We start from the raw sequence: 26136 nt of genomic DNA on the forward strand, positions 1-26136 counted from the left end.
CCCGGAGCGCGCCCGGCGGACGACGCCGCGCTGTCCACATGGCGAAACGCAGGTCTCACCATCCGACACGTCGGCGTACGGTGACGGTACCGACCGCGAGAACGTCGAGAGAGGGAGCCGGTCATGTCGAAGGAGACCGCCGTCTACACCCACGGCCACCACGAGTCCGTACTGCGCTCGCACAGTTGGCGCACGGCGGCCAACTCCGCCGCGTACCTCATCGGCGAACTCAAGCCGGACGCAAGGGTTCTGGACATCGGCTGCGGACCCGGCACCATCTCCGCCGACCTGGCCGCGCTGGTCCCGGACGGCCATGTCACCGCCGTCGACGCGGCGCCCGGCATCGTCGAGCAGGCGCGGGCGTACGCCGAGGAGCGCGGGCGGTCCAACATGGCGTTCGCCGTCGCGGACGTCCACGCCCTCGACCACCCCGACGACTCGTTCGACGTCGTCCACGCCCACCAGGTGCTGCAACACGTGGGCGACCCCGTCCGGGCGCTGCGCGAGATGCGCCGGGTCACCCGGCCGGGCGGTCTGGTCGCGGTGCGCGACAGCGACTACGGCGCCTTCACCTGGTTCCCCGAAGTCCCGGCCCTGGACACCTGGCTGGAGCTGTACCACCGGGTCGCCCGGGCCAACGGCGGCGAGCCGGACGCCGGGCGGCGGCTGCGGTCCTGGGCACGCGAGGCCGGGTTCACCGACATCACCTCCACCGCCTCGACCTGGTGTTTCGCGACGCCCGACGAGCGCGCCTGGTGGAGCGGCCTGTGGGCGGACCGCACGGTGACGTCCTCGTACGCGAAGCTCGCGGTGGACGGCGGACACACCACCGGGGCCGCGCTGGCGGCGATCGCCGAGGGATGGCGGGAGTGGGGCGCCGACGACGACGCGTGGTTCATGGTCCCCCACGGCGAGATCCTCTGCCGCGTGTGACGGTCACCAACTAGGCTCGTACGTATGGAGATCCTCGGAACCACACTGCGCATCTGCGTCGACGATCTGGAGACCTCGGTGGTCTTCTACGAACGCCTCACCGGGAGCAAAGCCCTGCGCTTCGAACGCGGCGGAGTCTCGGTCGCCGCGGTCGGCTGCTTCCTGCTGATGAGCGGTCCGGAGTCGGAGCTGGAGATCCTGCGCAAGGTTTCGGCCACGATCGCCGTGAAGGACGTCGACGACGCCTACCGAGCCCTCACCGGGGTGGGCGCCCGCGTGATCGCGGGCCCGGTCCCCACCCCGGTGGGCCGCAACCTGATCGCGGTACACCCGGACGGCTCGGTGTTCGAGTACGTGGACCACAAGTCGGCGTAGTGGGGTGGCCCTACAGGGGGCGGGCTGTGCCGTTCTGGACGCGACCAGCGCCCCTTTAGGGGCGCGGGGCTGTGACATTGTGCGGCTCCGCCGCGTGGGCGCGACCGGCCCCCACCGGCCCGCACCCGAAATCCGCGCCCCTTACCGGGGCTCCGGCCGCATCCGGTAGTCATACCGTTCCGGCAGCGGCTCGTCGGTGATCCGGCCCCACACCTCACCCAGCACCTCCGCGCCTTCACGCAGATCAGCCACCTCGAACCCCTCGTCGAAGACGGAACGCGCACCCGCCAAGTCGCCTTCGGCGAGCAGCAGTTGCACCTCCAGAAGCCGAAACGCCCCCCGCTCCTGCACAGGGGACCGCAGCCGATCCCACACCGCACGCGCATCCCCAACGCGCCCCGCGCCGAGCAGCGCCCCCACCGCCTCCCGCCCGAGCGCGGCGGTCGCGGCGACCCACTGCTCCCCGTCCCGCCGCTCCTCACACAGGTCGTCAAACGCCTCCGCGTACAACGACGCGGCCCGGTCCGTGTTGCCCGCGAGCCGGTCCGCGACCGCCAGGCACCGCAGCAGCGGCCACCGCGAGGGGGCGAGCGGCAGCCCGCGCTCCCAGCTGCGTACGGCCTGCGCCCGGTCGCCCGCGTGCCACTGCGCGACCCCGAGGTGGTACTCGGTGAGCGGGGACGCGGGCGCCGTCTCCAGCATGTCCCTCCAGTGCGGGGCCACCAGGGTCGGCCCCGGCGGGACGACCCGGCGCGGCTCGGGCAGCACCCCGGCGTGCAGCAACTCCAGCCAGGGCGCCTGCTCTTCGCCGAGCGTCGCCTCGGCGAACGGCGTGCCCGGCAGCTTCAGGCTCCCCCGCAGCACTTCGAGCGCCCCCCACCCGGACCCGGTGGCCAGCGACTCGGTGGGCTCGGTGTCGGCGTACGGGCGCCAGGCCGCGTACGCCTCCTCGACGCGCTCGCGCGGCAGCACCGCCTCCAGCCGCTCCGCCACCTCGCCGCGCGCCGCCGGCCAGTCGTCGCCGTGTACGAGTCCGGGCGCGGCGGCGAGCGGGCCGTACGCCTCCAGCCAGGCGAACTCCGCGCCCGCCTCCAGCGGAGCATGCTCCAACTGCGTGCGCGCCAGGCCCGCCTGGATCTCCGCGTAACCGGTCGTCCCGGGCTCGGTCAGCCACTCCTGCCAGCGCCGCCCGCCCCGGCCCGAGCCCCATAGGAACAGCTTGCGCCCGCGCAGCAGATCGGTCGACGTCTGGACCAGGCCCTGCCCGGACGCGTCGAGCGAGGCGATCCAGCGGCGGGCGCCGTCGGGCACCTCGTAGAAGTAGTCGGCGGGGTACTCGCCGCGCGGCGGATACGTACGGTCGGCACCGTCCCACTCGGGCACCGGCACCTGCCGCAGCGTGCGTTCGTATCCGAAGTGCCAGGCACGGTCGGCGGGGGCCAGGACGCGGGTGCGTTCGCCCTCCTCCACGGCGATGTTGGACCACCAGTAGACGGGCGCGGTCCGCTCGTGCGGGTTGCGGATACGGACGCCCACGTACAGGAAGTCGGAGTCCTCGGGCAGCCACAGGTCCACCTGGAACGGCAGGTCGCGCAGCCTCTCCCACTCCCACAGGCGCAGCATCTCGCCGCCGTCGGGGGCGTGGACGACGGCCGCGTGCACGGGTGCGCAGGAGAGGGTGGTGTGGCCGGTGGCGCCGATGTTCCACTCGATCCCGCCGGAGAACCAGGCGCCGTTGAGGGCGAAGTCGGCGGGCTGCACCACGGGGTTGACGTAGAGGAGTTCGCGTCCGGTCGGCTTGTGGAAGAGGGAGCGGATCCGGCCGCCGAGGCCCGGCAGTACGGTGACGCGCAGCCGGGAGTTCTCCAGGACGAGGGTGTCGAGCTCGGTGGGGGTGCGCTCGCGGCCGTAGCCGTCGAGGATCCGTACCGGCAGGACCGTCTCCAGCGGCTGGTAGCCGATCTGCCGGGCCATGTCGCGCGGCAGGTCCTCGCGGGTCCGCTCGTCGAGGGTGTGCACCTCGTCGAGCGGCCGCAGCGCGGGCAGCGGGTTGGGCGGCCCCAACGGGGCGGCGGGCAGGGTCAGTACGGCACGTCGCACGGTCGTGGCCAAGACAACCTCATTCCCTCGCGCGGTCGGCCGCCCCGTCCTTGCGGCCGCCCCGTGACCATGGAACACGGCGCGCGCCGCACTGACCAGAGGATCCCCTGGTCAGGATTGCGCAAAAGGCGTCCGCCCGGCGGGGGTCAGCGCGGCTCGACCATCTCCGCCGTGATCGCCCAGCGTTCGTGGTCGCGCCAGGCGCCGTCGATGAAGAGGAAGCCCGGCGAGAAGCCCTCCAGGCGGTATCCGGCGCGGCGGACCAGGGCGATGGAGGCGGTGTTGCCGGGCTGGATGTTCACCTCCAGGCGGTGCAGACCGAGCGCGCCGAACGCGTACCGGGTGACCAGGTCCAGCCCTTCGCCCATCAGCCCGCGCCCGGCGGCGTGCGCGAAGGCGCCGTAGCCGAGGGCCCCGCTCAGGAAGGCGCCCTGGACGACGTTGTTGATGTTGATGAACCCGGCGATCCGGTCGTCCTCCCGCGTGCAGACCAGGAACCCGTACCGGGCCGGGTCCTCCATCAGCCGCCCCGCGTAGGTCGCGTACGCGTCGGGGTCGGTCGGCGGGAAGAGCCACGGCGCATGCAGGGACCGGCTCTCCCGCGCGAGCGCGGTGAACTCCCCCGCGTCCTCGTACGAGAAGTACCGGATGCCCACGCGGGGGCCCTCGGCGAGGTAAGTGATCTTGTCGGACACGGGGCCAGGGTACGGGCTGGGTGGGCCCGGTGTTCGTCTGCGGGCCGGTGGGGGCTGGTCGCGCAGTTCCCCGCGCCCCTAAGAGTGCCGCTGCGCGGCATCCCCTGGGCGCCCCGGAGGGGCGCGCTTCCAGGGGCGCGGGAACTGCGCGAGCAACCCAGCACGATCCGCAGACGAACACCGGGCCGAGAAGGGGCGCGGGGAACTGCGCGACCAGCCCACCACCGGCCCGCAGACGAACACCGGGCCAAAACGGGGCGGCGGCAAACCGTTACTTGCCCCGCAGCGACTCCACCAGCTTGTCGATGCGCCGCTGCCGCGTCTCGGGACTCTTCGCGCTCTCGATCTCCCCCACCTGCTTGCGCTTCAGACTGAACGCCATCCGTTCGTACGCCCCCCGCAGCGCGGGATCCGCGTCGAGCACGGCCGCGAGGTCGTCCGGCGCCTCCACCACGCGCGGCTCGTCGTCGAGCTGGAGGTCGACCTCGATCTCCTCGCCCAGGTCGACCCCGCTCGCCTCGCGGTTGGCCGCGCTGATGCCGATGAGGATCTGGCCGCGCATGGCGGCGACCCTGGTGCGCCAGGAGTGGCCGTTGATCGCGACGACCACGGGGGGCCGCTTGCCCTGCCCCAGCTCGTCGATGACCTCCTGCGGCACCTCGACGCCCAGCGCGTTCCCGGACGGGATGACCGTGGCCTTGAACTTCATGCTCGCACTCCTCGTCCCACCGTGTATGCCGTGTCAACCGGCCACGATATACCGCGAGTTGACGATCATCCGGGCGCGGTCATTTGCCCCGCCGGCGGATGAAGTAACCGCCGCAGATCACCCCGACCACGAACACCGCGAGCAGCGCCAGATAGAGCGGCATGGAGACCTCGGGGATCAGTAGCCGGATCTTGACCTGGCGGGTGTTCTCGAAGATGAAGATCAGGGCGAGGACCGCGATCGTGATGACCGCGACCCGCGACGGCGTGAGGGCACCCCCGAACCCCGTGCCGCCCTTCGTCCCGCCCGACGCGTCCTTGGGGCTCATGACCCGGCCCTTTCTGAGGGTGGTGCTGGGTGCGTGCCTTCGAGGGGTGGTGGACACCCCTTCCGTACAGGATGGGCCGATCACGTACGAGAAGCGGCCCTGGAGCGGTCCGTACGGGTGAGCCGGGCATCCGCGTCCGGCCCAGCGCGTCACCGCACACCCGAGCCCGCCTTGTCAGACAAGTAGCGGCCGGGCCATGCTTGCGGCATGGCAGTCAGCGGACAGCAGCGCAGGCCGGTCGTCGCCCTGTACGAGCGGATCGCCGACGCGATCCACGACGGCACCTATCCGCCGGGCTCCACCCTGCCCTCGGAGCCCCGGCTCGCGGGCGAGCTGGGGGTGAGCCGCCCGGCGCTGCGCGAGGCGCTGCTGCTGCTCCAGGAGGACGGGCTGCTCTCGGTGCGCCGGGGCGTGGGCCGGACCGTCAACGACCGGCCGCCCCGGCGCGGCTTCGAGCAGCTCCAGCCGCTGGAGGAGCTGCTCGGCACGGGCGGCCCGGTGCGGGTGCGCGCCCTGCTGCGCAGCGTCGAGGAGCCGACCGACTTCACCACCCAGCACCTGCTCCCCGCCGCCGGTGCCGAGCTGCGGTTCTGGGAGACGGTGCTGGTCGGCGAGGCGCTGGCGGTGGCGCTCTGCCACGAGTGGGCCGCGCCCCAGGACGTGCTCGAACGGCTGCACCCGGCGTTCGCCGCCGCCCTGGCCGACGAGCCCGCCCGCTCGATGCTCGCGGTGCTGACGGACGCCTCCCGGGGCGTGCCGCTGACCGCCCACAGCGGGGTCACTGCGACCCTCCTCGGCCGCCGCCGCGGCGAGCAGCTGGACCGCCCCGCCGACACCCCGGCCGTACTGATCACGCAGGTCGTACGGGTGGAGGGCACCCCCGTCCTCGCCGCCAAGCACATGCTGCCGACCGGGTCCCCGGCACTGCCCGTACTGCACAGCGGCTAGGGCTGTACACTCCCCGGTCATGCACTTGTCTGACAACCCTGCCGCCCAGCCCGTCGCCGACTGGATACGCCGCGCGCCCAAGGCCGTCCTCCACGACCACCTCGACGGTGGTCTGCGCCCCGCCACGATCGTCGAGCTGGCCCGCGCGTGCGGCTACGAGGGCCTGCCGACCGAGGACCCGGCGGCGCTCGCGGTCTGGTTCCGCGACGCGGCCGACTCCGGCTCCCTGGAGCGCTATCTGGAGACCTTCGCCCACACCTGCGCGGTGATGCAGACCCGCGAGGCGCTGGAGCGGATCGCGGCGGAGTGCGCCGAGGACCTGGCGGCGGACGGGGTCGTCTACGCGGAGGTGCGGTACGCGCCCGAGCAGCACCTGGAGCGCGGGCTCACCCTCGACGAGGTCGTCGACGCGGTGAACGCCGGCTTCCGCGAGGGCGAGCACCGCGCCGGCGGGAAGATCGCGGTCCGCGCGCTGCTCACCGGCATGCGCCACACCGACCGCTCCCTGGAGATCGCCGAGCTGACCGTGGCCCACCGCGAGCGCGGGGTGGCCGGGTTCGACATCGCGGGCGGCGAGATCGGCAACCCGCCGGCCCGCCACCTGCCCGCCTTCCAGCACCTGAAGCGGTCGAACTGCCACTTCACCATCCACGCGGGCGAGGCCGTCGGCGCGGAGTCGATCCACGAGGCCGTGCAGATCTGCGGCGCCGAGCGCGTCGGCCACGGTGTGCGGATCACCGACGACATCACGGTGCGCGAGGACGGCACGGCCGACCTGGGCCACCTCGCCTCCTATCTGCGCGACAACCGCATCGCCCTGGAGGTCTGCCCGACCTCCAACCTCCAGACCGGTGCGGCCAAGGACTACGCCTCGCACCCGATCGACCTGCTGCGCCGCCTCGGCTTCCGGGTCACCCTGAACACCGACAACCGGCTGGTCTCCGGCACCACCATGAGCGAGGAGTTCCAGCACATGGTGGACGCCTTCGGCTACGGGCCCGAGGTGTTCGAGCAGTTCACCGTCGCCGCCGTGGAGGCCGCGTTCCTGCCGCTGCCGGAGCGCCGCCGCATCATCGACGAGCTGGTCCGCCCGGGCTACGCCGCCCTGTAGCGGACGGCGTACGCCTCCATGCCGTACGCCTCCGTGGCGTACGCGCTACACCAGCGCGGGCACCTCCAGCGTGAGCGTGCCCGCGTCGGCGTCGAGCACCGCGGGCACCCCCAGCGGCATGGTCAGCGAGGGGGCGCAGTGGCCGAAGCCGAAGTGCTCGACCACCGGCACCCCGAGCGGGGCGAGCCGCTCGTACAGCACGGCCCGCACCTTCTCGTACGGCCCGCACTCCTCCCAGGAGCCGAGCGCCACCCCGGCGACCCCGTCCAGCCACCCCGAGCGCAGCAGCTGGGTGAGGATGCGGTCGATCCGGTAGTCCTCCTCGCCGACGTCCTCGATCAAGAGCAGTCCGCCGCGCACCGACGTCCTGGCGTGCGGGGTGGCGAGGTCGGCGGCGAGCAGGGCGAGGCAGCCGCCCACGGTGACCCCGCGGGCCCGGCCGGGCACCATCGGGCGGGCGCCCTCCGGGGCGAGCGCGCGGGCCGCCTCGGGCTCGAAGAGCGTGGTGCGCAGGGAGCGCTGGGTCGGTTCGTCCTTGAGGAAGGTCGCGGCCGACACCATCGGCCCGTACAGGGTGGAGAGCCCCAGCCGTATCGCGAACGCCTCGTGCAGCGCCGTCACGTCGCTGTAGCCGACCAGCGCCTTGGGCCCGGCGGCGCGCATCGCGTCCCAGTCGAGCAGGTCCACCATGCGCTGGGCGCCGTAGCCGCCGCGTGCGACGAGCACCGCATCGACGGACGGGTCGCACCACGCCTCCTGGAGGTCGCGGGCCCGGCCCTCGTCGCCGCCCGCGAGATAGCCGAACTCCGGGTGCCGGTCGCGGACATGGGGCGTCTCGACCGGTTCGAGGTCCCAGCCGCGCAGGATGTCCAGGCCCGCGTCGAGCCGCTCCCCCACCACGGGCCCGCTGGTGGCGACCACCGCCACCCGGGCGCCGGGCCGCAGCCGGGCGGGCCGGGTGAGCGGGACAGGGGCGTGGTGCGTCGAGGTCACTTCTTCAGCTCCAGGAGGGGGACGTCGGGCCGGTCAATGCCGAACGTCTGGGCGTACAGGGAGAGTTCGGCCTCCAGGGCGCGGATCATGGTGTCCGCCCGGCGGAAGCCGTGTCCCTCGCCCTCGAAGGCGATGTACGCGTGCGGTATGCCGCGGCCCGCCGTTCTGGCCAGGAACCGTTCGCACTGTACGGGCCGGCAGATCACGTCGTCGAGCCCCTGGAGCAGCAGGAACGGCACGCTGATGCGCTCGGCGTGGGTGATCGGCGAGCGCTCCGCGTACCGGCCGGGGAGGTCGGCGCGGGGGCCGATCAGGGACTCCATGTACTGCGACTCGAAGTCGTGCGTGCCCTCGTCCGAGGACCAGTCGGTGAGGTCGAGGACCGGGTAGAGCACGGTGCCGCAGGCGTAGACGTCGGTGGTGGCGAGCGAGGCCGCCGAGGTCCAGCCGCCCGCGCTGCCGCCCCGGATCGCGAGCCGCCGGGGGTCGGCGGTGCCCTCGTCGGCGAGCGCCCGCGCCACGGCCGCGCAGTCCTCGACGTCGACGACGCCCCACTGCTCGCGCAGCCGGTCGCGGTACTCCCGTCCGTAGCCCGTCGAGCCGCCGTAGTTGACCTCGGCCACGCCGATGCCGCGCGAGGTGAAGTAGGCGATCTCCAGGTCGAGGACGAGCGGGACCTGGCTGGTCGGGCCGCCGTGCGCCCAGATCACGTACGGCGGCAGCTCGTCGGCGGGCGCGATCCGGCCGGGGTGGTGCGGCGGGTAGACCAGGGCGTGGATGTCGCGGCCGCCCGGGCCGGTGAAGGTGCGGATCTGCGGTTCCGGGTAGTACGCGGGGTCCACCGGGTCGTCGTGGGCGCGCCCCACCACGCGGGTGCGCCCCGAGCGGGTGTCCAGCTCGACGACCTCGGGCGCCGTGCGCGGGCTCGCGGCGACGCCGACGACCCTGCTGCCGTGCACCGCGAGCGTGCAGTGCCAGGCGGTCCAGGGTCCGGCCGCGTCCACGACCTCGCCGCTCTCCGGGTCGAGGATGCCGAGCGCGGTCGCGCCCCTGCCGTGGACCACGGCGACCAGTCCGTTCTCCAGCGGGTGGAACCAGCGGCGGCCGAGCTGCCAGAGCGGCCCGCCGAACTCCTCCTCGCGCGGGCAGAGCGGCACCGCGGCGCCCTCGCGGTCCGCCGGGTGGGAGGAGGGCGAGACAGCGGGGGCCGGGTCGGCGCGGTAGAGGTTCCACCAGCCGGTGCGGTCGGAGGAGAAGAGCAGCCGGCCGTCGGGCGCCCACTCGACCTGGGCGACGGACTCGCCGGGCCCGCCCGCGACCGGTCGCGCCCCCGCGAAGACCCCGTCGTCGCCGATGTCCGCGAGGATCAGCTCGGTGCCGTCCCACGGCATGTTCGGGTGGTCCCAGGCGAGGTAGGCCGCGCGGGAGCCGTTCGGGGAGAGCCGGGGGCCGGTGACGAAGCGGTGCCGCCCGTCGGAGAGCTCGCGCACCCGGCCGCGGTCCTCGGCGGCCGAGCCGTCCAGGGGCACGGCCGCGAGCACCCGGCGGACGTCGGTGGGCGCGTCGCCGGTGAACTCCTCCAGGACGCACCAGACTTCGCCCCGCTCCGGCACGAGGACCGGGTCGGCCCAGCGCAGCCCCTCCCCCACCGCCGAGAGCGGGGTGAGCGGCCTCGGCTCCCCGGTGCCGTCCGGCTCGTACGCGTACAGGCGCTGGTCCGGGAAGTGCGCGAACACCACCAGCGGGCCCCCGCCGCCGCGCGGGACGGCGGCCCAGGGCTGGCCGCCGTACTCGATGACCCGCGTCCGCACGTTCCACGGCTCGGGCAGCAGCGACCGCGCGGCGCCGTCCGCCCGGCGCCGGACCAGGGCGCGGCGGCCGCCCTCGGTGGGGCGCGGCTCGGTCCACCACACCTCCTCGCCGACGACGCCGACGAAGTCGGGCGCCCCGTCGCGGCCGGCGGCGAGCTCGGCGTCGATGGGCGACGGCCAGGTTCCGTAAGGCCCGATGGGCACCATGTGTTCCAACTCCCCCTACGCCGAGCGCAGATAGTGATCGAGGACGCGCACGCCGAAGTGCAGCGCGTCCACCGGGACCCGTTCGTCGACGCCGTGGAACAGCGCCGGGTAGTCGAAGCCGGGCGGCAGTCTCAGCGGCGAGAAGCCGTAGCCGGTGATGCCGAGCCGGGAGAACTGCTTGGCGTCGGTGCCGCCGGACATGCAGTACGGCACGACGTGCCCTTCGGGGGCGAACTTCTCGACGGCGGCGCGCAGTTTGGCGTACGTCGGCGAGTCGACCGGGGACTGGAGGGCGACCTCCTTGTGGTGGAACTCCCAGTCGACGTCCGAGCCGGTGAGCCGGTCGAGCGTGTCGCGGAACTCGTCCTCGCCGCCCGGCAGGATCCGCCCGTCCACATACGCGGTGGCATGCCCCGGAATCACATTGATCTTGTAACCGGCTTCGAGCATCGTCGGGTTGGCGCTGTTGCGCACGGTCGACTCGACCAGGGCGGCGGCCGGGCCGAGCTTGCCGAGGAGCTCGTCCACGTCGAAGTCGGGGGCGGCCGGGTCGGCCTCGATCCCGTACAGCCCGGCGAGTTCGGCCAGGGCCGCCCGGACCGTCGGGGTGAGCCGGACCGGCCACTGGTGCTCGCCGATCCGGGCGATCGCGGCGGCCAGGCGGGTGACCGCGTTGGCCCGGTTCACCTTGGAGCCGTGGCCCGCCCGGCCGTGCGCGGTGAGCTTCAGCCAGCCGGTGCCGCGCTCGCCCGCCGCGATCGGGTAGAGGGCCGTGCCGGGGCCCGCGTGGAAGGTGAACGCGCCGGCTTCGCTGATGCCTTCGGTGCACCCCTCGAACAGGGCGGGGTGGTGGTCCGCGAGGAAGCCGGAGCCGTCGATCGCGCTGGCCTCCTCGTCCGCCGTGTACGCGATGACGATGTCCCGGCGGGGGCGGATCCCCGCGCGCGCCCAGGCCCGTACGACCGCGAGGACCATCGCGTCCATGTTCTTCATGTCCACGGCGCCGCGCCCCCACACCACGCCGTCGCGGACCTCCCCGGAGAAGGGGTGCACGCCCCAGTCGGCGGGCTCGGCGGGCACCACGTCGAGGTGACCGTGGACCAGGAGGGCGTCGGCGGAGGGGTCGGTGCCTTCGATGCGCGCCACCACGTTGGTGCGCCCCGGCGTCCGCTCCAGGAGGGTGGGTTCCAGACCGGTGGCGGCGAGCCGCTCCGCCACGTACTCGGCGGCGGGGCGCTCGCGGCAGTCCCCGCCGCCGCGGTTGGTGGTGTCGATCCGGATGAGCTCCGAGGTGAACGACACCACCTCGTCAAGGGCCCGCCCGTCGATGTGCTCAGCCATACTGCTCCTCCACCGCGGACGAGACGATCGTGGTGACCGCCTTGAAGGTGCGGATGCCGTCGTACATGGTGGCGCTGGTGTAGGCGACGCGGCGCTCCCCGGTCCGCTCGGCGCCCGGGACCACCGTGGCGGCCATCGCCAGGTGCTCCGCGTCGAATTCGATCTCCACGGTGAACGGCCCGCCCCGCAGCGGGTCGTGACGCACCGCCAGACCCGCCGCCTCCTTGGCGGCGGCCCTGATGTCGGCAGCCGTGCGCGTGGGGGTGCGGCACACCGCGGCGTACCTCGAGACGTGGTCCTTGACCGCCACCTTGTGCGCCCCCGGTGCGTACCCCTCCGCGTCCGCGCAGGTCAGGTCGTCGCCGGTGACCAGGACCACCGGAACTCCGTACTCCGCGACCACGTGCGCGTTGAGCAGACCCTCGCTCGCCCTGATCCCGTTCAGCCAGACGCCCGTGATGGAGTTGGCGAGATAGGTGTGGGCCAGCACGCCCTCGGTTCCCGCCCCCGTGTGGTAGCCGACGAACGCGATCCCGTCCACGTCGCCGTGCTGGACGCCCTCGACCATGGACAGCGACTTGTGCCTGCCGGTGAGCATCTCCACGCGTTCGTCCAGTCGCTCCAGCAGCAGATTGCGCATGGACCAGTGCGCCTCGTTGATGAGGACCTCGTCGGCGCCGCCGTCGAAGAAACCCAGCGCCGCCGCGTTCACATCGGACGTGAACAGGGCACGGCAGCGCTCCCACTGCGGGGTGCCCGGCAGCACGTCGGCGGGCCAGGTGACACCGGTGGCGCCCTCCATGTCGGCGCTGATGAGGATCTTCATGCCACGAAACCGTACGCGTCGCGGAACGCCCTCACCAGCCCTGTGGATAACCCTCGGCGCGTGTCCCCGGGCGCCTCCCTCCGCTCGTCGGCGATCGAGCCAATTGGTGCAGACCTCTTGCATGTTGGTCCAGACCAATGCCAGCCTCTGGTCCGAACCAGCTGAGAAGGAGCCCCCACATGTCCGTACGACGCACAGCAGCCTCGCTCGGTGTTCTCGGTGTGGCGTCCGCGTCACTGCTCTCCGTCGCCGTGTCGCCCGCCGCCGCGCACGGCGCCGTGTTCAACCCGGTCAGCCGGGTCGCCGCCTGTTACGCGGAAGGCCCCGAGACGCCCAAGTCGCAAGTGTGCAAGGACCTGGTCGCCGACTCCGGCACCCAGCCGCTCTACGACTGGAACGAGGTCAACATCGCCAATGCCGACGGGCACCATCAACAGCTCATCCCCGACGGCAAATTGTGCTCGGCCAACCGCGAGAAGTACCGCGCGCTCGACTGGGCCCGTACCGACTGGCCGTCCACCGGCGTGGCGGCGGGCTCCTTCGGGTTCAAGCTCCGGGTGACCGCACCGCATTCGGGGACGATGACGGTCTACATCACCAAGGAGGGCTTCGACCCGACGAAGCCGCTCAAGTGGTCCGACCTGGATCCCCAGCCGGTCGCCACGTACGCCACGGCGAGGACCGCCACCGACGGCTACTACAACTTCACCGGGAACCTGCCCGGGCGCACCGGCCGCCACATCATCTACAAGATCTGGCAGCGCAACGACAGCCCCGAGGCGTTCTACAGCTGCTCGGACGTCGTGTACGGCAAGTCCGAGCAGGCCGCGGCCCAGCCCTCCGCGCCCAGCCAGCAGAGCATCGACGCGGGCGCGGCCAAGTCGACCGTCAGCCACCACGGGCACGGCGGCGGCACGCCGTCGAAGGACTCGTTCGCCCTCGGCGCGGCGGCGCAGCCCGTCGCGGCGGTCTCCATGGCGGGCGTCCTGGCCGGCGGTGTGCTGCTGCTGCGCCGACGCAAGGACTCCTGAACCAGCACCGACACGGCGGGCTTTCCGGCCCGCCCGCCCGATCTCACCCGGTGCGCCCCACCACCCACCACTTGGAGGGCAGCGCGATCCGGGTGCCGTCCGGCCGGTACTCGGTCGTGGTCAGCGGCAGTTCGCCGCGGGCCACGACCGTCAGGCCGGCCGCGCCGAGCAGGGCGGGCACGGCCGCGTCGGCCACCTCGCCCGGGGTGAGGCCGTGGGCGAAGACCGGGCGGAGCTTCGGCGGCGCCCCGGCCGGGTCCTGCGCGAGCCCCATCAGGACCGGCTTGGCCGCCTCCGCGAGCTCCACCAGGAAGGCCCGGCCGCGCGTCCCCACCAGCGTGGCGACGGCGTCGGCCAGGGGCTGGCGGTCGGCCGGTTCGCACTGGTGGAGCACCCCGCGCACATACACATTGGCGTCGCCGAGGCGTGCGTGCAGCTCCTGGACGGCCTTCTCGTCGGTCGCGTCCAGCTGGTCGAACCGGACGCGCCCGTCAGGGTCCTGGCTTCTGGCCCGCTCGACCGCGGCGGGCGAGAGGTCGACGCCGACGACGCTGTCGTAGCGGTCGGCGAGGAAGCGCGCCTGAGTGCCGTTGCCGCACCCCAGGTCGACCATGGGCAGCGCCAGATCGGCCAGATGGGGCTCGAAGAGCGCCAGGTGGGGGCCCGCCGTCAAGGCCGGTTCGGCGTCCCAGAAGACCGCGCCCGTCTCGTCGGGGGCCTCGTTCCAGAACCCTTCCCAGGCGTCCTTGTACCGACTCGTCACGCTCATGACCGACTCCCCAGGCTGGCACGCACAGTGTCAAGATCGGTCTATCGCTCCGGGGGCACGCCGACAAGCACCCGGCGCAATCATTCACCCCGCGTTCGAGCCGGTTCAGCGCCTCGTGCGCCCCTTGCGCGGCAGCGACACCTCGAACCACACGGTCTTGCCCTCGCCCGTACGGCTCGTGCCCCACTCGCGGGCCAGCCTGCTCACCACCCGCAGTCCGCGCCCGGCCTCGTCGAGCGGTCCGGCGTGCAGCAGCATCGGAAGCGTGTGGTCGTCGTCGACGACCTCGCAGCGCAGCGACTCGGCCCGCACCATCCGCAGCCGCACCTGGTGGCTGTGCGCGTGCCGTACGGCATTGGTGACGACCTCGCTGACCAGCAGCTCCACGGTCTCCGCCGCCTCCTCCAGACCCCATTCGCGGAGTCGGCCGACCACCAGGCGGCGGGCCCGGGCCACCTCGCGCGCGTCGATGGCGAGCGGCCACTCGGCGACGTCCTCGCGCGCGATGCCGTTGAGCCGGGCCATCAGGAGGGCGACGTCGTCCTTGCGGCCGCCCCGGGTGTTGAGGGCGCGGATGATGGTGTCGCAGGCGTCGTCCATGGAGGCGGCCGGGTGCGCTGCCGACTCGCAGAGCGTCGCAAGCCCGACGCCGATGTCCTCGCCCCGCACCTCGACCAGGCCGTCGGTGCACATCACCAGCCGGTCGCCCGGCTCGACGCGTACGCGCGCGGTCTCGAACGGCACCCCGCCCACACCGATGGGCGCCCCGGTCGGCAGGTCGAGCAGTTCGCTGCGGCCGTCGGCGGCGCGGACCAGGACCGGGGGCACATGGCCCGCGTTGGCCAGCAGGAGCTCGCCCTCGATGGGGTCGTAGACCGCGTACAGACAGGTCGCCAGATAGTGCTCACCGAGCCGTTGGGCCAGGTCGTCGAGGTTGCGCAGGAGCTGGGCGGGCGGCAGGTCGAGGGCCGCCATGGTCTGGACGGCGGTGCGCAACTGGCCCATCATCGCGGCCGAGTTGAGGCCGTGACCCATGACGTCCCCGACCACGAGGGCGATCCGGGAGCCGGGCAGCTTGATGGAGTCGAACCAGTCGCCGCCGACCCGGCCGAGCAGGGTGCCGGGCAGATAGCGCGTCGCCGTGTCGCAGCCGGTCATCTGCGGGGTGACCTGCGGCAGCATCGAGTCCTGGAGGGTCTCGGCGACGCTCTCCTGGTACGTGTACATACGGGCGTTGTCGAGCACGAGCCCGGCGCGGGCGGCGAGTTCGGCGCCGGTCACCCGGTCCATGTCGTTGAACTCGGCGCGCTCCGCGTGGCGCAGCAGGATCATGAAGCCGAGCACCACATTGCGCGCCTTGAGGGGAACCACCAGCATCGACCGGCCGTTGATCAGAGGCCGGATGTCGCGCTTTTCGAACTGCGAGGCGATGGCGGTGCCCATCTGCTCGCTGATGCGCGGGACGAGCACGGGCTCGCCGGAGGTCATGCACTGGAAGAAGGGGGTGTGCGCGGGGAACGGCATGGACTCGCCGACCGGTACGACGTCGTCCCACCGCCCGGGTGCGTCGACGTGCTCGACGGCGACCCGGTGCCACATCGTGGTCTCGTCCGGCGGCCCGTCCGGGAACCCCTCACCGGCGATGACCTGTTCACGGAGATACGTGCCCGCGACATCGGTGAAGCGCGGCACCACGGCGGCGCTCACCTCCTGGATCGTCCGGGACAGATCGAGGGAGGAACCGATTCGGCCACTGACCTCGTTGAGGAACTCCAGCCGCTCGCGCACGGCTGCGTACTCAAGATCCTGCGCGAACTCGGGAGCGGGCGCCGAACCGGCGGCGGCCGGTGTCTGCTCGCCGCTCCCGGCTGTCCTGCGCTCGGCCCGGCGGGGCACACCCCAGTCGGGCGTCACGGGCACCCGGTCGTGCTGGCTGAACTCCAGGACGGGATAGCCGAGTTCGAGCACCTGCGAGACGATCCGGGAGCTCTCGCCGACGCTCATGCTGGGCAGGATCTCGGGCAGCCGCCGGGCCAGCTCGTCGGCGCCCTGGAACTCGGTGTGCAGGCCGAAGCCGGGTGCTATCCGCTCCACGGGACCCCGGCCCGGCCCCGGGTGCTCGGCGTGCAGCTGCCGCGCGTCCGCCGCCAGCACGAGGAGGCGCTCGGAGCCCGGCCCGACCAGCGGATACGCCCACCAGAGCACATCGACGCGCGGCCGCCCGGGATCCGAGAGGGTGGCCCGCCCGGCCGTCGGGTACGAGGTCAGTCCGTTGAGCGAGGCGTCCAGACCGGGGCCGAACGCGTCGTAGGCGTCCAGCTCCCGCAGGACGTCGCCTGGCCGGTCCTCGCGCAGCGCGCCGGAGACCGGGAGCAGGTCGAGGGCGGGTCGGCCGACCGCCTCCTCGCGGGCGGGTCCGAAGAGCCGGCGCGCACCGGTCGACCAGTGCGACACCAGCCCGTCGCCGTCCACGACGATCACGGCAAGCGGAATCCGTCCGGCCGCGGCGGACTGCCGCGGCAGCGTCGGCGGAGTGCCACTGTCCATGGGTGGAGGCTCCTTCCCCGCCGCAAGGATCTGCGGCTGTGCCACCTACCGTACGGCCATGCGAAGGCCCCGCGCGGGGCAACGCCGGAATAGGGCGCACGCCCGCGTGTACCGGGCATTTGGTTGAAGAATAGTCAGTCCTCGTGGCCCAGTTGGAGGTCGCGTTCGGTGCGTCCGCCGCCCGCGACCTGGAGGACCGTGGCCACCGGCGGATACCCGGCCGCGATCACCGTGTATTCGCCGGAGGAGAGGTCGACGAAGCGGAAGGTGCCGTCGGGGCCGGTGGTGAGGGTGTCGACCACGTTCCCGCCGGCGTCGAGCAGCGTCACGCGCGCGTCCTCGACGGGCCGTCCGCCGCTCGCCCTGACCGTGCCGCGCAGCACCGCGCCGCCCGCGAGCTCGATGTCCTGCCGGGTCTCGCGCGAGGCCTGCACGCTCACCGGGAGGGCGGCGGGCCGGAAGGCGGGCGCGCTGGCGGCCAGGGTGTATTCACCGGCCACCAACTCGCTGATCACATAGGCGCCTTCGCGTCCGCTGCGGGTGGTGGCGACGACCTCGCCGCGTACGTCGGTGAGGGTGACGGCGGCGTCGCGGACGGGGGTGCCGTCGGCGGTGACCACGGATCCGGCGAGGCGTCCGGCGCCGCCGAGGACCACGTCGAGCTCGACCGGGCGCTCGCCGACGGTCACCGAGACGGCCTGCGGCTGGTGCCCGCCGGCCGCGGCGATCAGGACGTACGAGCCGGAGCCCGGGACGCTCAGCGCGTACCGCCCGTCCTCGCCGCTGCCGCCGCGTCCGACCTGCTGTCCGCGTACGTCGACGAGGGTGAGCGCGGCGCGCGGCACGGTGGTCCCGTCGCTGTGCTGGACGGTTCCGCAGACGGGAACTCCGCTCGTATACGGGGCGTTGGGGGTGCGTGCGTGGGGTACGGGTGCGGGTTCGGCGGCGGGGGCGTTCTGGGACACCAGCGGTTTCTCCTTGAGGAAGAAGGCGAGCAGGAGGCCGAGCACGAGCACGGGCACCAGATAGAGGAAGATCCGCGGCATCGCCTCGGCGTACGCGCGGATGTAGCCGTCGCGCAGGGCGGGCGGCATGGTGTGGACCAGCTGCGGGGTGATCGACTCGGGGTCGGGGAGGCGGGCGCCCGCGGGGAACTGCTCGGTGAGGGAGTGCGCGAGGCGGTTGGTGAACAGGGTGCCGAAGACGGCGGCCCCGACGCTGCCGCCGATCTGTCGGAAGTAGTTGTTGGCGCTGGTGGCGGTGCCCAGGTCGGCGGGGTCGGCGGCGTTCTGCACGGCGAGGACGAGCACGGGCATCACCAGGCCGATGCCGATGCCCAGGACGGCCATCCAGACGCTGTAGTCGAGCCGGGGCGTGTCGGCCTCAAGGCGGGAGAGCAGCCACATGCCGACGGCCGAGACGGCACTGCCGAGGACCGGGTAGATCGTGTAGTGGCCGGTGCGGCTGATGAGCTGTCCGGAGATGATCGAGGCGGCGACGATGCCGCCCATCATGGGCAGGACGAGCAGCCCGGACTCGGTGGCGCTGACGCCGTCCACCATCTGGAGGAAGGTCGGCAGATAGCTGGCCGCGCCGAAGAGCGCGACGCCGATGACCGCGCCCACCAGACCGGAGATGTTGAAGATCGAGTCGCGGAACAGCCGCAGCGGGATGACCGGTTCGCGCGCGTAGTTCTCGACGACGACGAAGAGCAGGGTCGTGCCGAGGGCTCCGGCGGCCAGCCCCAGGATGGTGCGCGAGCCCCAGGCGTACTCCGTACCGCCCCAACTGGTCAGCAGCACCACGCACGTCGAGGCGGCGGCGAGCAGGAGCGAGCCGAGGACGTCCAGGCGCGGGCGGGCCGCGGGCCGGGGCAGCTTGAGGACGACGGCGATGACGGCGAGGGTGAGAAGACCGAAGGGGACGTTGATGTAGAAGCACCAGCGCCAGGAGGTGTGGTCGGTGAAGAAGCCACCGAGCAGGGGTCCGGCCACCGAGGCCAGGCCGTAGACGGCGCCGATCAGGCCCATGAAGCGGCCGCGTTCGCGGGGCGGCACGATGTCCGCGATGATCGCCTGCACGCCGATCATGAGCCCGCCGCCGCCGATTCCCTGGATCGCGCGGAAGGCGATGAGCTCGTCCATGGTCCGCGACCAGCCGGCCAGTGCCGAGCCGATCACGAAGACGACGATGGCGAACTGGAAGACGGGTTTGCGGCCGAAGAGGTCGCCGAGCTTGCCGTAGATGGGCAGCCCGATGGTGGAGGCCAGCAGATACGCGGTGACGGCCCAGGAGACCTTGTCGAGGCCGTGCAGATCGCCGACGATCTTCGGCAGCGCGGTCGCCACGATCATCTGGTCGAGCGCCGCGAGCAGCATGGTGAGCATCAGGCCGACGAAGACCAGCCGCACCCGGCGCGGGGTGAGCCCCACGGGGGCCTCGGACGGGTCGTCCACCGGCGGCCCGTCCACCGGCACCGCGTCGGAGAACTCCGGGGCCGGCTCCTGAGCGGCCCGCCGCGTCCACCGCCGTTCCCCCGAAGGCCCGTTCTGCGCCGGGTCCTTCACCAGAGTGATCCCACCCACGTCTGCTCCCCTCACCGCGCCGCCTGATTCGCCTGCGCGGCGTACATACTGCGCATCGGGCGCTAATGGGGAGCAAGCGGAAGAGGAGTGGGGCGGGGCGCACAACTCGCCCTGGAGGGGCGCGCGTCCACCGCCCCATCAGCGTGTTTCACACGACCCGGGACGCGCGGGCGCACCACCGGGCCGCCGTGAAAACCACTCGAACCGGTGACTGTGACCGCGCAGGGGCTGCCTGTCGGCCCGGGCCTACTTCTCGACCTCGGCGGCGAGCTTGCCGAGCACGGTGTCGTAGATGCGGTTGAGGCCCTTGGGGGCGAAGGTCTTCTCGAAGAAGCCGCCGATGCCGCCGGCGCCGTTCCACACCGTGGTGACGACGACCTTGGAGCGGCCCTCCCCGGCCGGGGTGACCGTCCAGGTGGTGACCATGGACGAGTTGCGGTCCTTCTCGACGAGCCGACCCTCGGTCGGCTCGGAGACCTCCAGCAGGCAGTCGCGCACGCGCTTGCTGGTGGCCTGGAGCTTCCAGTGGACGAGGGTGCCCTCGCCGTCGCCGCCCTCGCGCACCTGGTACTCGCTGAAGTGCTCGGACAGGAGCTTGGGACGGCTGTCCTTGTAGTCGGCCACGGTGTCGAACACCGTCTCCGGGCTCGCCGCGATGATCCGCTCCGTGGTGGCCTCGACCTGCGCCATGGCTCTTCCTCCAGCACTCGTGACATCCGGGGGGTACGCCCGGATTCGGGGTGGGCAAAGCCAATCACCTCGGGTCCGGGCCCCCAAAATCGGGGTTGCCGCGATCATGGGAACAGGTGTTCTATTCTGGGGTCAGTGCTACGGAAGAGGCCCGAGGAGGCGTTCATGCGCTGGGACAATCTGGCCGAGACCGATTCACCGGGGCCGGGAGCGGGCGGCGCGGCCGCGCTGTTCGACGCGGACGCGGTGGTCACCCGCACCTTCGACACCCCAGAGTTCCGCGGGGTCACCTTCCACGAGGTCCGCGCGCGTTCGATCGTCAACCGGGTGCCCGGGGCGTCCCGGATGCCGTTCGAGTGGACCGTCAACCCGTACCGGGGCTGCACGCACGCGTGCCCGTAGTGGATCGTCTCACAACGGATGTGCCGCCCATACGGAAACCCCGGCCAGCGCTCGGGGGAGAACGCCGACCGGGGCCCGTACCAGCTCAGTCCTGTTTGGGCGGGAGGATGAATCCCCGCATAGGGGCCCGTTTCGCTGCTGGCTCAGCGGGGGGCGTGCGGAGCTTTGCCATGACATCCCCCAGTGCGTTGGCGGAAATGGGCTTGCGAGTCGATGGGTCAGCGCTGTCGTACACGCCCCACTTTCCCGCCGGGGCCTGCGGATCTACCGGCGCGACCACCCACGGGATACCCATCCGCCGCAGCTTGACGTCCATCTGTCGGGCCTCTTCCGCGTCCATGCCCTTCACCTCTCAGCTGTGCGTGGGGGCAGCCTAGCTATCGCCGCCTTCTCCGCCTCCGCTTCCGCCCGAGCAGTGCGAAGCGCACTTCCCGGGGTTGATTGGCCCGCACCCTCCCGGCTTTGGCGTGTGCGAGCAGTTCGCGGCCACGGCCACCAGAGCCTTGGTCGGCCCCGTCCACAGCTCGCAGTCCACGCTGTACCCGGCCTGTTCGATCAGCGCCACTGTGCGGGTCAGCGCGTGGGGGTCGTGGCGTTCCCGGTCGGGGCGCTCAGGCCAGTGATGTACGAATCGGCCGAGCCGGTCACACAGCTTCTCGTACAGGTTCGTGTGCAGGATGAGCGCGTGCCATCCTTCGTCGACGACGTTGGACGGGGTGATCTTCACCATGGGGAACTGGGCAGCAGTCGCAACGAACTTGATCGCTTCCGTCACGATCCGCTCTGCCGTAGCGTCGGGCACGTCGGGGTTGTTGTCGCGGACTGTTGCGACCACACCACCGAACCCGTCAGGGGTCAGCAGTGTCCGTGCATCGCGCATGTGCGGTACCTCCCTGATAGGAGCCCGCCCTGGTTGCTCGACCTGTCCAGGGTTTCCACCAGCCGGGGCGAGCACTTGGACCTCACCCGGCCGACTCCGCTTCACGGCGGTGTGCGGCCGGGCGAGGAGTCTAGGAACGCGGGAGTCGTCGGGAGTTGCGGTGATGCTGGCGCAGAGCTCTCAGCTGGAGGAGCTCTCGGGCATTGGCCTCCCGCACCGCGATAGCCCGCGTGTGCCAGCGAAGGCCGGACGGGCGGGTGAGCGTCAGCATGAGCCCGCGCTGCTCGCGTACCTCCCCCACCATCTGACTGGCCATGTCGTACACCGGGGTCCCGGGCTTCCATGTGGCTCTGTCGGTCATCAGCGTTCGCCGTCCCCTCGCGCGGATACGGTTCGACGGTGCGCGGAAGGCGGACCCCCAAGGCGAACGGTCTTGCTCAGCACATCAGGGGTTCTCATTTGCTACCCGCCTTCTCCGGAGCGCACCTTGTGGCCATGCGTCGCATCGTGGCGCACCTTTCTGGACCTATCGCCGCATCATCCGGGGACAGTTGGAGCGTTCGTCGGTACGGTCTTCAGAAGGCCCGAACGTCCGCGTCGAAGGGGTTGACTTGAACACCGCCTTACGCTCCGCCATGGACGATGCGGGTGTGACGCCCCGCCAGTTGGCACACCGGGTAGGGGTATCGCTGAAGCAAGTGGAACGATGGCTCGCGGACGCGGAACTGACACCGCACCTACGGAACCGCGAGGATGCCGCTCGGGCGCTGGGAGCCGATGAAGAAATGTTGTGGCCGCAGGCAGTGAAGGACCGGATCAAGACCGGCAACGACCGGGAGATGGTTCACAGTTACCCCTATCGGTCCGCCTGCCCATCGACCGTGTGGGCCGACCTCGTCGAAGGCGCGACGGCCGAACTGTTTTTCGCCGGTTTCACCAACTATTTCTTCTGGACCCAAGTTCCCCAGTTCTCCGAGACGATCCGGCGGAAGGCCGAGGCGGGGTGCCGGGTCCGCTTCCTGCTCGGCGACCCCGAGGGCGAAGTCACGCGCCAGCGTGAGGCCATCGAGGATGTGGCGCTGACCGTATCCACGCGCATCAGGACCACGTTGGAGCACCTTGACCGCCTCGGTCCCGTGGAGGGCATGGAGACGCGGTTCTCGTCCCCTCCCGACGCGATCAATCACGTGAGCCTGTCCGTCTTCCGGTTCGACCACGATGCACTCGTCACCCCCCATCTGGCGCGCCTGGTCGGCCACGACTCACCCATGTTGCATCTGCGTCGCCAGGGGGACGGGGGCATGTTCGATCGGTTTGCGGAGCACAGCGAGGAACTGTGGGAGCGGGCTGAGCCCCGACAGCCCTGAGCCGTACGAGGAACGCGCTGCTGTCACGTTCTGGCGCCCTAACTGCCCTTATGGGGGCGTTCCTCACCCCTTCACGAGGTCGTTTTCAGCCCGTTGCGTCGGCATACTCGCAGCTCAGCGCTATTGGGGGGCGCGGAAAAAGGTTCACACCCAGCGCGCGTACGTCGAGCTTGGGCCGGGATCGCTGGCGGGCAGTGCGCGGGAACTTCTTGGGCGCTCACCCCTGGGGCGGGATACGGCTGAGGCCGTCCATCATGGCTGGCAGACGGCCCGCAGCGGAAGTGACGCGGACTGGTTACGGTTGCCAGTCGCCCCGGTAATCAGGGTGATCCTTGAAGGGCTTCGCCAGTTCAAGCATGAGCTGACCCAGAGCCTTTGTGGCAGGCCAATTCCTGCGATTCAGGGCTTCGCTGTACCTGTCGACGATGAGCTGTACCACTTCGCTCCCATCGAACGCGCCCCCCTCCTTGACTCGATCCGCCAGGAACTCGTCCACGTACTCGGACATGCTTGCTTCCCCTCTGCTGCCTCTGTGACGCCTCTGTGCGCCTTCCTGCGGCACCCTCGTCAGCACCAGGTGATCTCACCCCTCGTCGTCGGCAAGCGCCCGGTACATCGTCGCCCGCGACACCCCGAGAGCCTTCGCAATGGCCGTCACGCTCTCCCCGCCCGCGTGGCGCGCCCGAGCGGCGGCAAGCTTGTCCGGGTCCATGACCGTGGGCCGTCCGCCGTGGCGCCCGTTGCTGGCGGCCGTATCCAGTCCCTCCATGGTCTTTTCCCGGATGCCCTCCCGCTCCACCTCGGCGGCCACGGCCAGGACCGCGAACACGATCTGACCCGAGCCGTGCGGGTCGTGGATGCCCTGAAGGGGGCCCGACAGGATCTCCAGTTGGATGCCGTCCGCCTGAAGCGTCGCCCCGAGCGTCATCAACTCCGCAGCGCCACGAGCGAGCCGCTTCATCTCCACCACGGTCAAGATCACCGGCTGATGGGGCGAAGCCGCCTTGATGTCCCTTGCCAGCGTCAGCGCCGCCTCGAACTCCGGGCGCACCTTGACCCGGGTCGAGATCTTCTCGGAGAACACCTTGGTGCACTCCGCTCGCGCCAACATGTCCAACTGAGACTGAAGCTCCTGAGCGGCCGTGGAGCAGCGCGCGTAGCCGATGCGGATCGGAGCGCCCGGCGCCACCTCCGGGACGGCCACGGGGGCGTTCAGGGCCTTCCACGCCTTCCCCGGGGACCGGTCCGCCGGAGTCTTCACCGCAAGTTCCACCTTCAGTAACGGGACCAGCGCGAAGCGGGCCGTGTGGTAGCTCGCGGCGACCTTGCCCGATCCGGTCCGGCACGGATTCCCAGCGGGGGCTGTGCACTTGGGGCAGTCGTGGCGCTCCGTCAGATCAGCGGGGGAAGCGGCGTTCGCGTGGCTCGTCGTCATGCCCAGACCGTCTCACAAAGGTATCTCACAATCTAGAGTCCGGCCCGCTGTTTTGAGACGAGTTTAGAGACGCCTGAGTGGGGGTGAAACAGACACCCCGCAACTCGGGCCCCAGCTGTCTCATAAACCATCGATTGCGAGACGACTTGCGATGGTCACCCTCCGCCACCCCAGCGCCGCCAAGAACCCTGGGGTCACTCTTCAATGGGACGTCCGGCCACCGCCCGCCCGTCGCGAACGAGCAGGATCAGCGGACGAGGAACTTTGCTGTCCTCCAGGCCGCCTTCCGGCACGTACGGGCCCCCGGCGCTGCTTCGCGTGTCCCCCTCGCCGGGGGAGTCCCACACCCACTTGGGGTGGTCGGAGCGGACGCGGAGAATCCCCTCAGCGTCGAGCACCACATCCCCGGGCTGCCAGGTCTCGTCAAGGCTGGTGATCTTATGAATGGAGTCCATGACGCCATCATGCATGGCGCCTCTGACACTGCCAGACCCGTACGGGCCGAGAGTGACAAGGAGGGCAAAGGCGTCACTCCACGCGCGCGCCCACGCACCCGCAGAAACACTCAGATGAGCCATGCAACTGTTTTCCCTCCCTGCCGATCTTTTGGGCGGGAGGAGAGGAGTACCCCCCCTGGTCGGGCTGCGCGTTAAGACCGAATTGGCTTCGCGTTCGCCGATGCCCAACCGCCCGGCTGACGCTTCGCGGTCTCGCGGTTATGACACGTCGTGCACAACGGCCGAAGCCTGTTCGCCGCGTCCGGATCGGCTACGCCCTGCGCAACCAACTGCCGTCGTGACAGCGGGAAATGATCGGCGACCGTCGCCGTGCGACCGCACAGCAGACACCACGGGTTGCGCTACAGGTAGGCACGTCGGATGCGCTGCCACCGTGTGTCGTAGCCCCGCTCGGCAGCCGTGCCGCGCTGCTGCTCGGCCTCGCGTCGATGCTTCTCGCAGCGCCCACCACGGGCGGTCAGCTCAGGGCATCCGGGGACAGAACACGGGGGACGGGGCTTACGCGGCATGGGGGATCACCTCCTGACGTGAGGGGGGGTATGCACTCCAGGTCAAGAACGAGAAGGGCCCTAAGTAATGGTCCTGCAAAGTCTGGTTAGCGCCATTGTGGACGTGCCAGGATGGACGCCATCGCAAGTGGGAACGGCGGGGGCGCCTCATGAGCATGGGGGACGACAGCACCAACAATCACGGGGATACAGACACGAGCCTCCCTAGGAGATTGCTTCATTCACCCACGTTTATCGGCTGGACATCGATCATAGTGGGAATAATGGCGATCGTTATTCCCCTACTGATAGCGAGTGGCGGCCCAGGGCCAGACCCCGCCAAACCCTCCGCCGAGGCAACATCTCCTTCCGTTCGCACCAGCAGGTCACCAAATGACGGCCACTCAGCGACGGTAGATCCGAGTTCAACTCCGGATATTCGAGCGAACGACCAGTTCATGACAGGGGTATACAGCGTCTCCTTGCCAACACAAGGGACATTGGATATTGACGGAAGGGTGGTGACTGCGTACGCAAATCGCAGTACTGATATCGTCCACATTGCGGGCTTCGTGTCGAAATATCCAGTGAATAGCAAGCTCGACGAGGGTTCGAAGATCGGGATCATTGATGATTCCGATATCCCGCATTGTTCAACGCGGGCGGAATTTACCACTGGCGTCATCATTCGCTCTCTCAACGGCGAAAGTATTTGCGTTCAGACAAACGAGGGTCGCTGGGCGCTGGTTCAAGTGGCATTTCCGCGGAGTAGTGATTTGCTGAAACTTCGCGTCGGATTTCTAAAGAATTCTCCGCCGCTCGAAAAGTACTTTCCTTCGCTGGTTCCCGAGTCGCGCTGACCCCGCCCCGAACTCTGTCCGGGGCTTAAGCCCGTGGCAGCCGTGGCACAGCACCTGAACGTTGCTGTCTATGTCCTCACCCCCGAGGGACAGCGGACGTACATGGTCAACGTCCACCCCATCGGCGGGGAAGTCGCCCAAGCACCAGTCACACCAGGCCGAGCCCCGTTCCTGCACCCCGCGCAAA

At 70.9% G+C, this 26136-nt stretch carries 24 protein-coding genes and 1 pseudogene; 8 read left to right on the forward strand and 17 right to left on the reverse strand.

What is annotated here, in order from left to right; genetic code table 11:
• Positions 1–123: 123 nt before the first annotated feature.
• Both QIY60_RS01380 and QIY60_RS01385 read left to right on the forward strand, forming a co-directional pair.
• The gene (locus tag QIY60_RS01380) at positions 124–933 is read left to right on the forward strand and encodes a methyltransferase domain-containing protein (RefSeq protein ID WP_283140708.1); all 810 of its coding nucleotides are present in this window, start codon (positions 124–126) and stop codon (positions 931–933) included.
• A 24-nt stretch (positions 934–957) separates the two neighbouring features.
• Positions 958–1308, forward strand: coding sequence for a VOC family protein (locus QIY60_RS01385; RefSeq protein ID WP_283140709.1), 351 nt, complete (start codon positions 958–960; stop codon positions 1306–1308).
• Positions 1309–1449: 141 nt separating this feature from the next.
• On the opposite strand, the gene QIY60_RS01390 is transcribed toward QIY60_RS01385, so the two are convergent.
• The 4 genes from QIY60_RS01390 to QIY60_RS01405 all read right to left on the reverse strand — a co-directional run bounded on the left by QIY60_RS01390 (position 1450) and on the right by QIY60_RS01405 (position 5140).
• Positions 1450–3420: a DUF5107 domain-containing protein gene (locus QIY60_RS01390; protein WP_283140710.1), complete on the reverse strand. Its 1971-nt coding sequence runs from the start codon at positions 3418–3420 to the stop codon at positions 1450–1452.
• Between the two features lie 134 nt (positions 3421–3554).
• Complete coding sequence (locus QIY60_RS01395) at positions 3555–4103, reverse strand: GNAT family protein (protein WP_283140711.1); 549 nt, start codon at positions 4101–4103, stop codon at positions 3555–3557.
• Positions 4104–4374: 271 nt separating this feature from the next.
• The gene (locus tag QIY60_RS01400) at positions 4375–4812 is read right to left on the reverse strand and encodes a YdeI/OmpD-associated family protein (protein WP_283140712.1); all 438 of its coding nucleotides are present in this window, start codon (positions 4810–4812) and stop codon (positions 4375–4377) included.
• Between the two features lie 79 nt (positions 4813–4891).
• Positions 4892–5140, reverse strand: coding sequence for a LapA family protein (locus tag QIY60_RS01405; RefSeq protein ID WP_283140713.1), 249 nt, complete (start codon positions 5138–5140; stop codon positions 4892–4894).
• A 207-nt stretch (positions 5141–5347) separates the two neighbouring features.
• Between QIY60_RS01405 and QIY60_RS01410 the strand changes: the two genes are divergently transcribed.
• Entirely contained in the window at positions 5348–6088 is a 741-nt protein-coding gene (locus QIY60_RS01410; protein ID WP_283140714.1) for a GntR family transcriptional regulator, read from the forward strand.
• A 19-nt stretch (positions 6089–6107) separates the two neighbouring features.
• Positions 6108–7199 carry an adenosine deaminase gene (locus QIY60_RS01415; RefSeq protein WP_283140715.1) on the forward strand — a complete coding sequence of 364 codons (1092 nt, stop codon included), beginning with the start codon at positions 6108–6110 and terminating at the stop codon, positions 7197–7199.
• Between the two features lie 45 nt (positions 7200–7244).
• Here QIY60_RS01415 and QIY60_RS01420 read toward each other — a convergent pair whose 3' ends face one another.
• From QIY60_RS01420 to QIY60_RS01435, 4 genes are read right to left on the reverse strand one after another with little or no spacing between them, the layout of a single operon-like run.
• Positions 7245–8192, reverse strand: coding sequence for an LD-carboxypeptidase (locus QIY60_RS01420; protein WP_283140716.1), 948 nt, complete (start codon positions 8190–8192; stop codon positions 7245–7247).
• Positions 8189–10210 (reverse strand): prolyl oligopeptidase family serine peptidase, encoded by a 2022-nt coding sequence (locus QIY60_RS01425; RefSeq protein ID WP_283140717.1) that lies wholly within the window; start codon positions 10208–10210, stop codon positions 8189–8191. Before QIY60_RS01425 ends, QIY60_RS01420 begins: the two co-directional genes overlap by 4 nt.
• A 15-nt stretch (positions 10211–10225) precedes the next feature.
• Entirely contained in the window at positions 10226–11551 is a 1326-nt protein-coding gene (locus tag QIY60_RS01430; RefSeq protein ID WP_283140718.1) for a M20/M25/M40 family metallo-hydrolase, read from the reverse strand.
• Positions 11544–12377 (reverse strand): M55 family metallopeptidase, encoded by an 834-nt coding sequence (locus tag QIY60_RS01435; protein ID WP_283140719.1) that lies wholly within the window; start codon positions 12375–12377, stop codon positions 11544–11546. Before QIY60_RS01435 ends, QIY60_RS01430 begins: the two co-directional genes overlap by 8 nt.
• 179 nt (positions 12378–12556) lie before the next feature.
• On the opposite strand from QIY60_RS01435, the gene QIY60_RS01440 reads away from it, so the two are divergent.
• Complete coding sequence (locus tag QIY60_RS01440; protein WP_283140720.1) at positions 12557–13408, forward strand: lytic polysaccharide monooxygenase; 852 nt, start codon at positions 12557–12559, stop codon at positions 13406–13408.
• Positions 13409–13451: 43 nt separating this feature from the next.
• Here the strand turns inward: QIY60_RS01440 and QIY60_RS01445 are convergent, their stop codons facing one another.
• The 4 genes from QIY60_RS01445 to QIY60_RS01460 all read right to left on the reverse strand — a co-directional run bounded on the left by QIY60_RS01445 (position 13452) and on the right by QIY60_RS01460 (position 19999).
• On the reverse strand, positions 13452–14177 hold the full coding sequence (locus QIY60_RS01445) for a class I SAM-dependent methyltransferase (RefSeq protein ID WP_283140721.1): 726 nt from the start codon (positions 14175–14177) through the stop codon (positions 13452–13454).
• Between the two features lie 105 nt (positions 14178–14282).
• Entirely contained in the window at positions 14283–16724 is a 2442-nt protein-coding gene (locus QIY60_RS01450; RefSeq protein ID WP_283140722.1) for a SpoIIE family protein phosphatase, read from the reverse strand.
• Between the two features lie 134 nt (positions 16725–16858).
• Positions 16859–19201 (reverse strand): MFS transporter, encoded by a 2343-nt coding sequence (locus QIY60_RS01455; RefSeq protein ID WP_283145785.1) that lies wholly within the window; start codon positions 19199–19201, stop codon positions 16859–16861.
• A 354-nt stretch (positions 19202–19555) separates the two neighbouring features.
• Positions 19556–19999: an SRPBCC family protein gene (locus QIY60_RS01460; protein ID WP_283140723.1), complete on the reverse strand. Its 444-nt coding sequence runs from the start codon at positions 19997–19999 to the stop codon at positions 19556–19558.
• 165 nt (positions 20000–20164) lie between these two features.
• On the opposite strand from QIY60_RS01460, the pseudogene QIY60_RS01465 reads away from it, so the two are divergent.
• A pseudogene (locus QIY60_RS01465) lies at positions 20165–20395 on the forward strand (radical SAM protein); the annotation flags it as partial.
• Between the two features lie 379 nt (positions 20396–20774).
• Here the strand turns inward: QIY60_RS01465 and QIY60_RS01470 are convergent.
• The gene (locus QIY60_RS01470) at positions 20775–21281 is read right to left on the reverse strand and encodes a hypothetical protein (RefSeq protein WP_283140724.1); all 507 of its coding nucleotides are present in this window, start codon (positions 21279–21281) and stop codon (positions 20775–20777) included.
• A gap of 785 nt (positions 21282–22066) precedes the next feature.
• Between QIY60_RS01470 and QIY60_RS01475 the strand changes: the two genes are divergently transcribed.
• On the forward strand, positions 22067–22648 hold the full coding sequence (locus QIY60_RS01475; protein ID WP_349253980.1) for an XRE family transcriptional regulator: 582 nt from the start codon (positions 22067–22069) through the stop codon (positions 22646–22648).
• 295 nt (positions 22649–22943) lie between these two features.
• On the opposite strand, the gene QIY60_RS01480 is transcribed toward QIY60_RS01475, so the two are convergent.
• From QIY60_RS01480 to QIY60_RS01490, 3 genes are all read right to left on the reverse strand, one after another.
• Entirely contained in the window at positions 22944–23156 is a 213-nt protein-coding gene (locus tag QIY60_RS01480) for a hypothetical protein (RefSeq protein ID WP_283140726.1), read from the reverse strand.
• A gap of 75 nt (positions 23157–23231) precedes the next feature.
• A complete protein-coding gene (locus tag QIY60_RS01485; RefSeq protein WP_283140727.1) occupies positions 23232–24083 on the reverse strand; it encodes a recombinase family protein in 852 nt (283 codons plus the stop codon).
• 194 nt (positions 24084–24277) lie between these two features.
• Positions 24278–24538 (reverse strand): hypothetical protein, encoded by a 261-nt coding sequence (locus QIY60_RS01490; RefSeq protein ID WP_283140728.1) that lies wholly within the window; start codon positions 24536–24538, stop codon positions 24278–24280.
• Positions 24539–25373: 835 nt separating this feature from the next.
• Here QIY60_RS01490 and QIY60_RS01495 point away from each other — a divergent pair.
• Positions 25374–25949, forward strand: a complete 576-nt coding sequence (locus tag QIY60_RS01495; RefSeq protein WP_283146143.1) for a hypothetical protein — start codon at positions 25374–25376, stop codon at positions 25947–25949.
• Here QIY60_RS01495 and QIY60_RS01500 read toward each other — a convergent pair.
• Positions 25890–26126, reverse strand: coding sequence for an HNH endonuclease signature motif containing protein (locus QIY60_RS01500; protein WP_349253981.1), 237 nt, complete (start codon positions 26124–26126; stop codon positions 25890–25892). The two genes, QIY60_RS01495 and QIY60_RS01500, sit on opposite strands and share 60 nt — an antisense overlap.
• Positions 26127–26136 lie beyond the last annotated feature (10 nt).

It is taken from the genome of Streptomyces sp. BPTC-684, from assembly GCF_030028635.1.
Classification (GTDB): domain Bacteria; phylum Actinomycetota; class Actinomycetes; order Streptomycetales; family Streptomycetaceae; genus Streptomyces; species Streptomyces noboritoensis.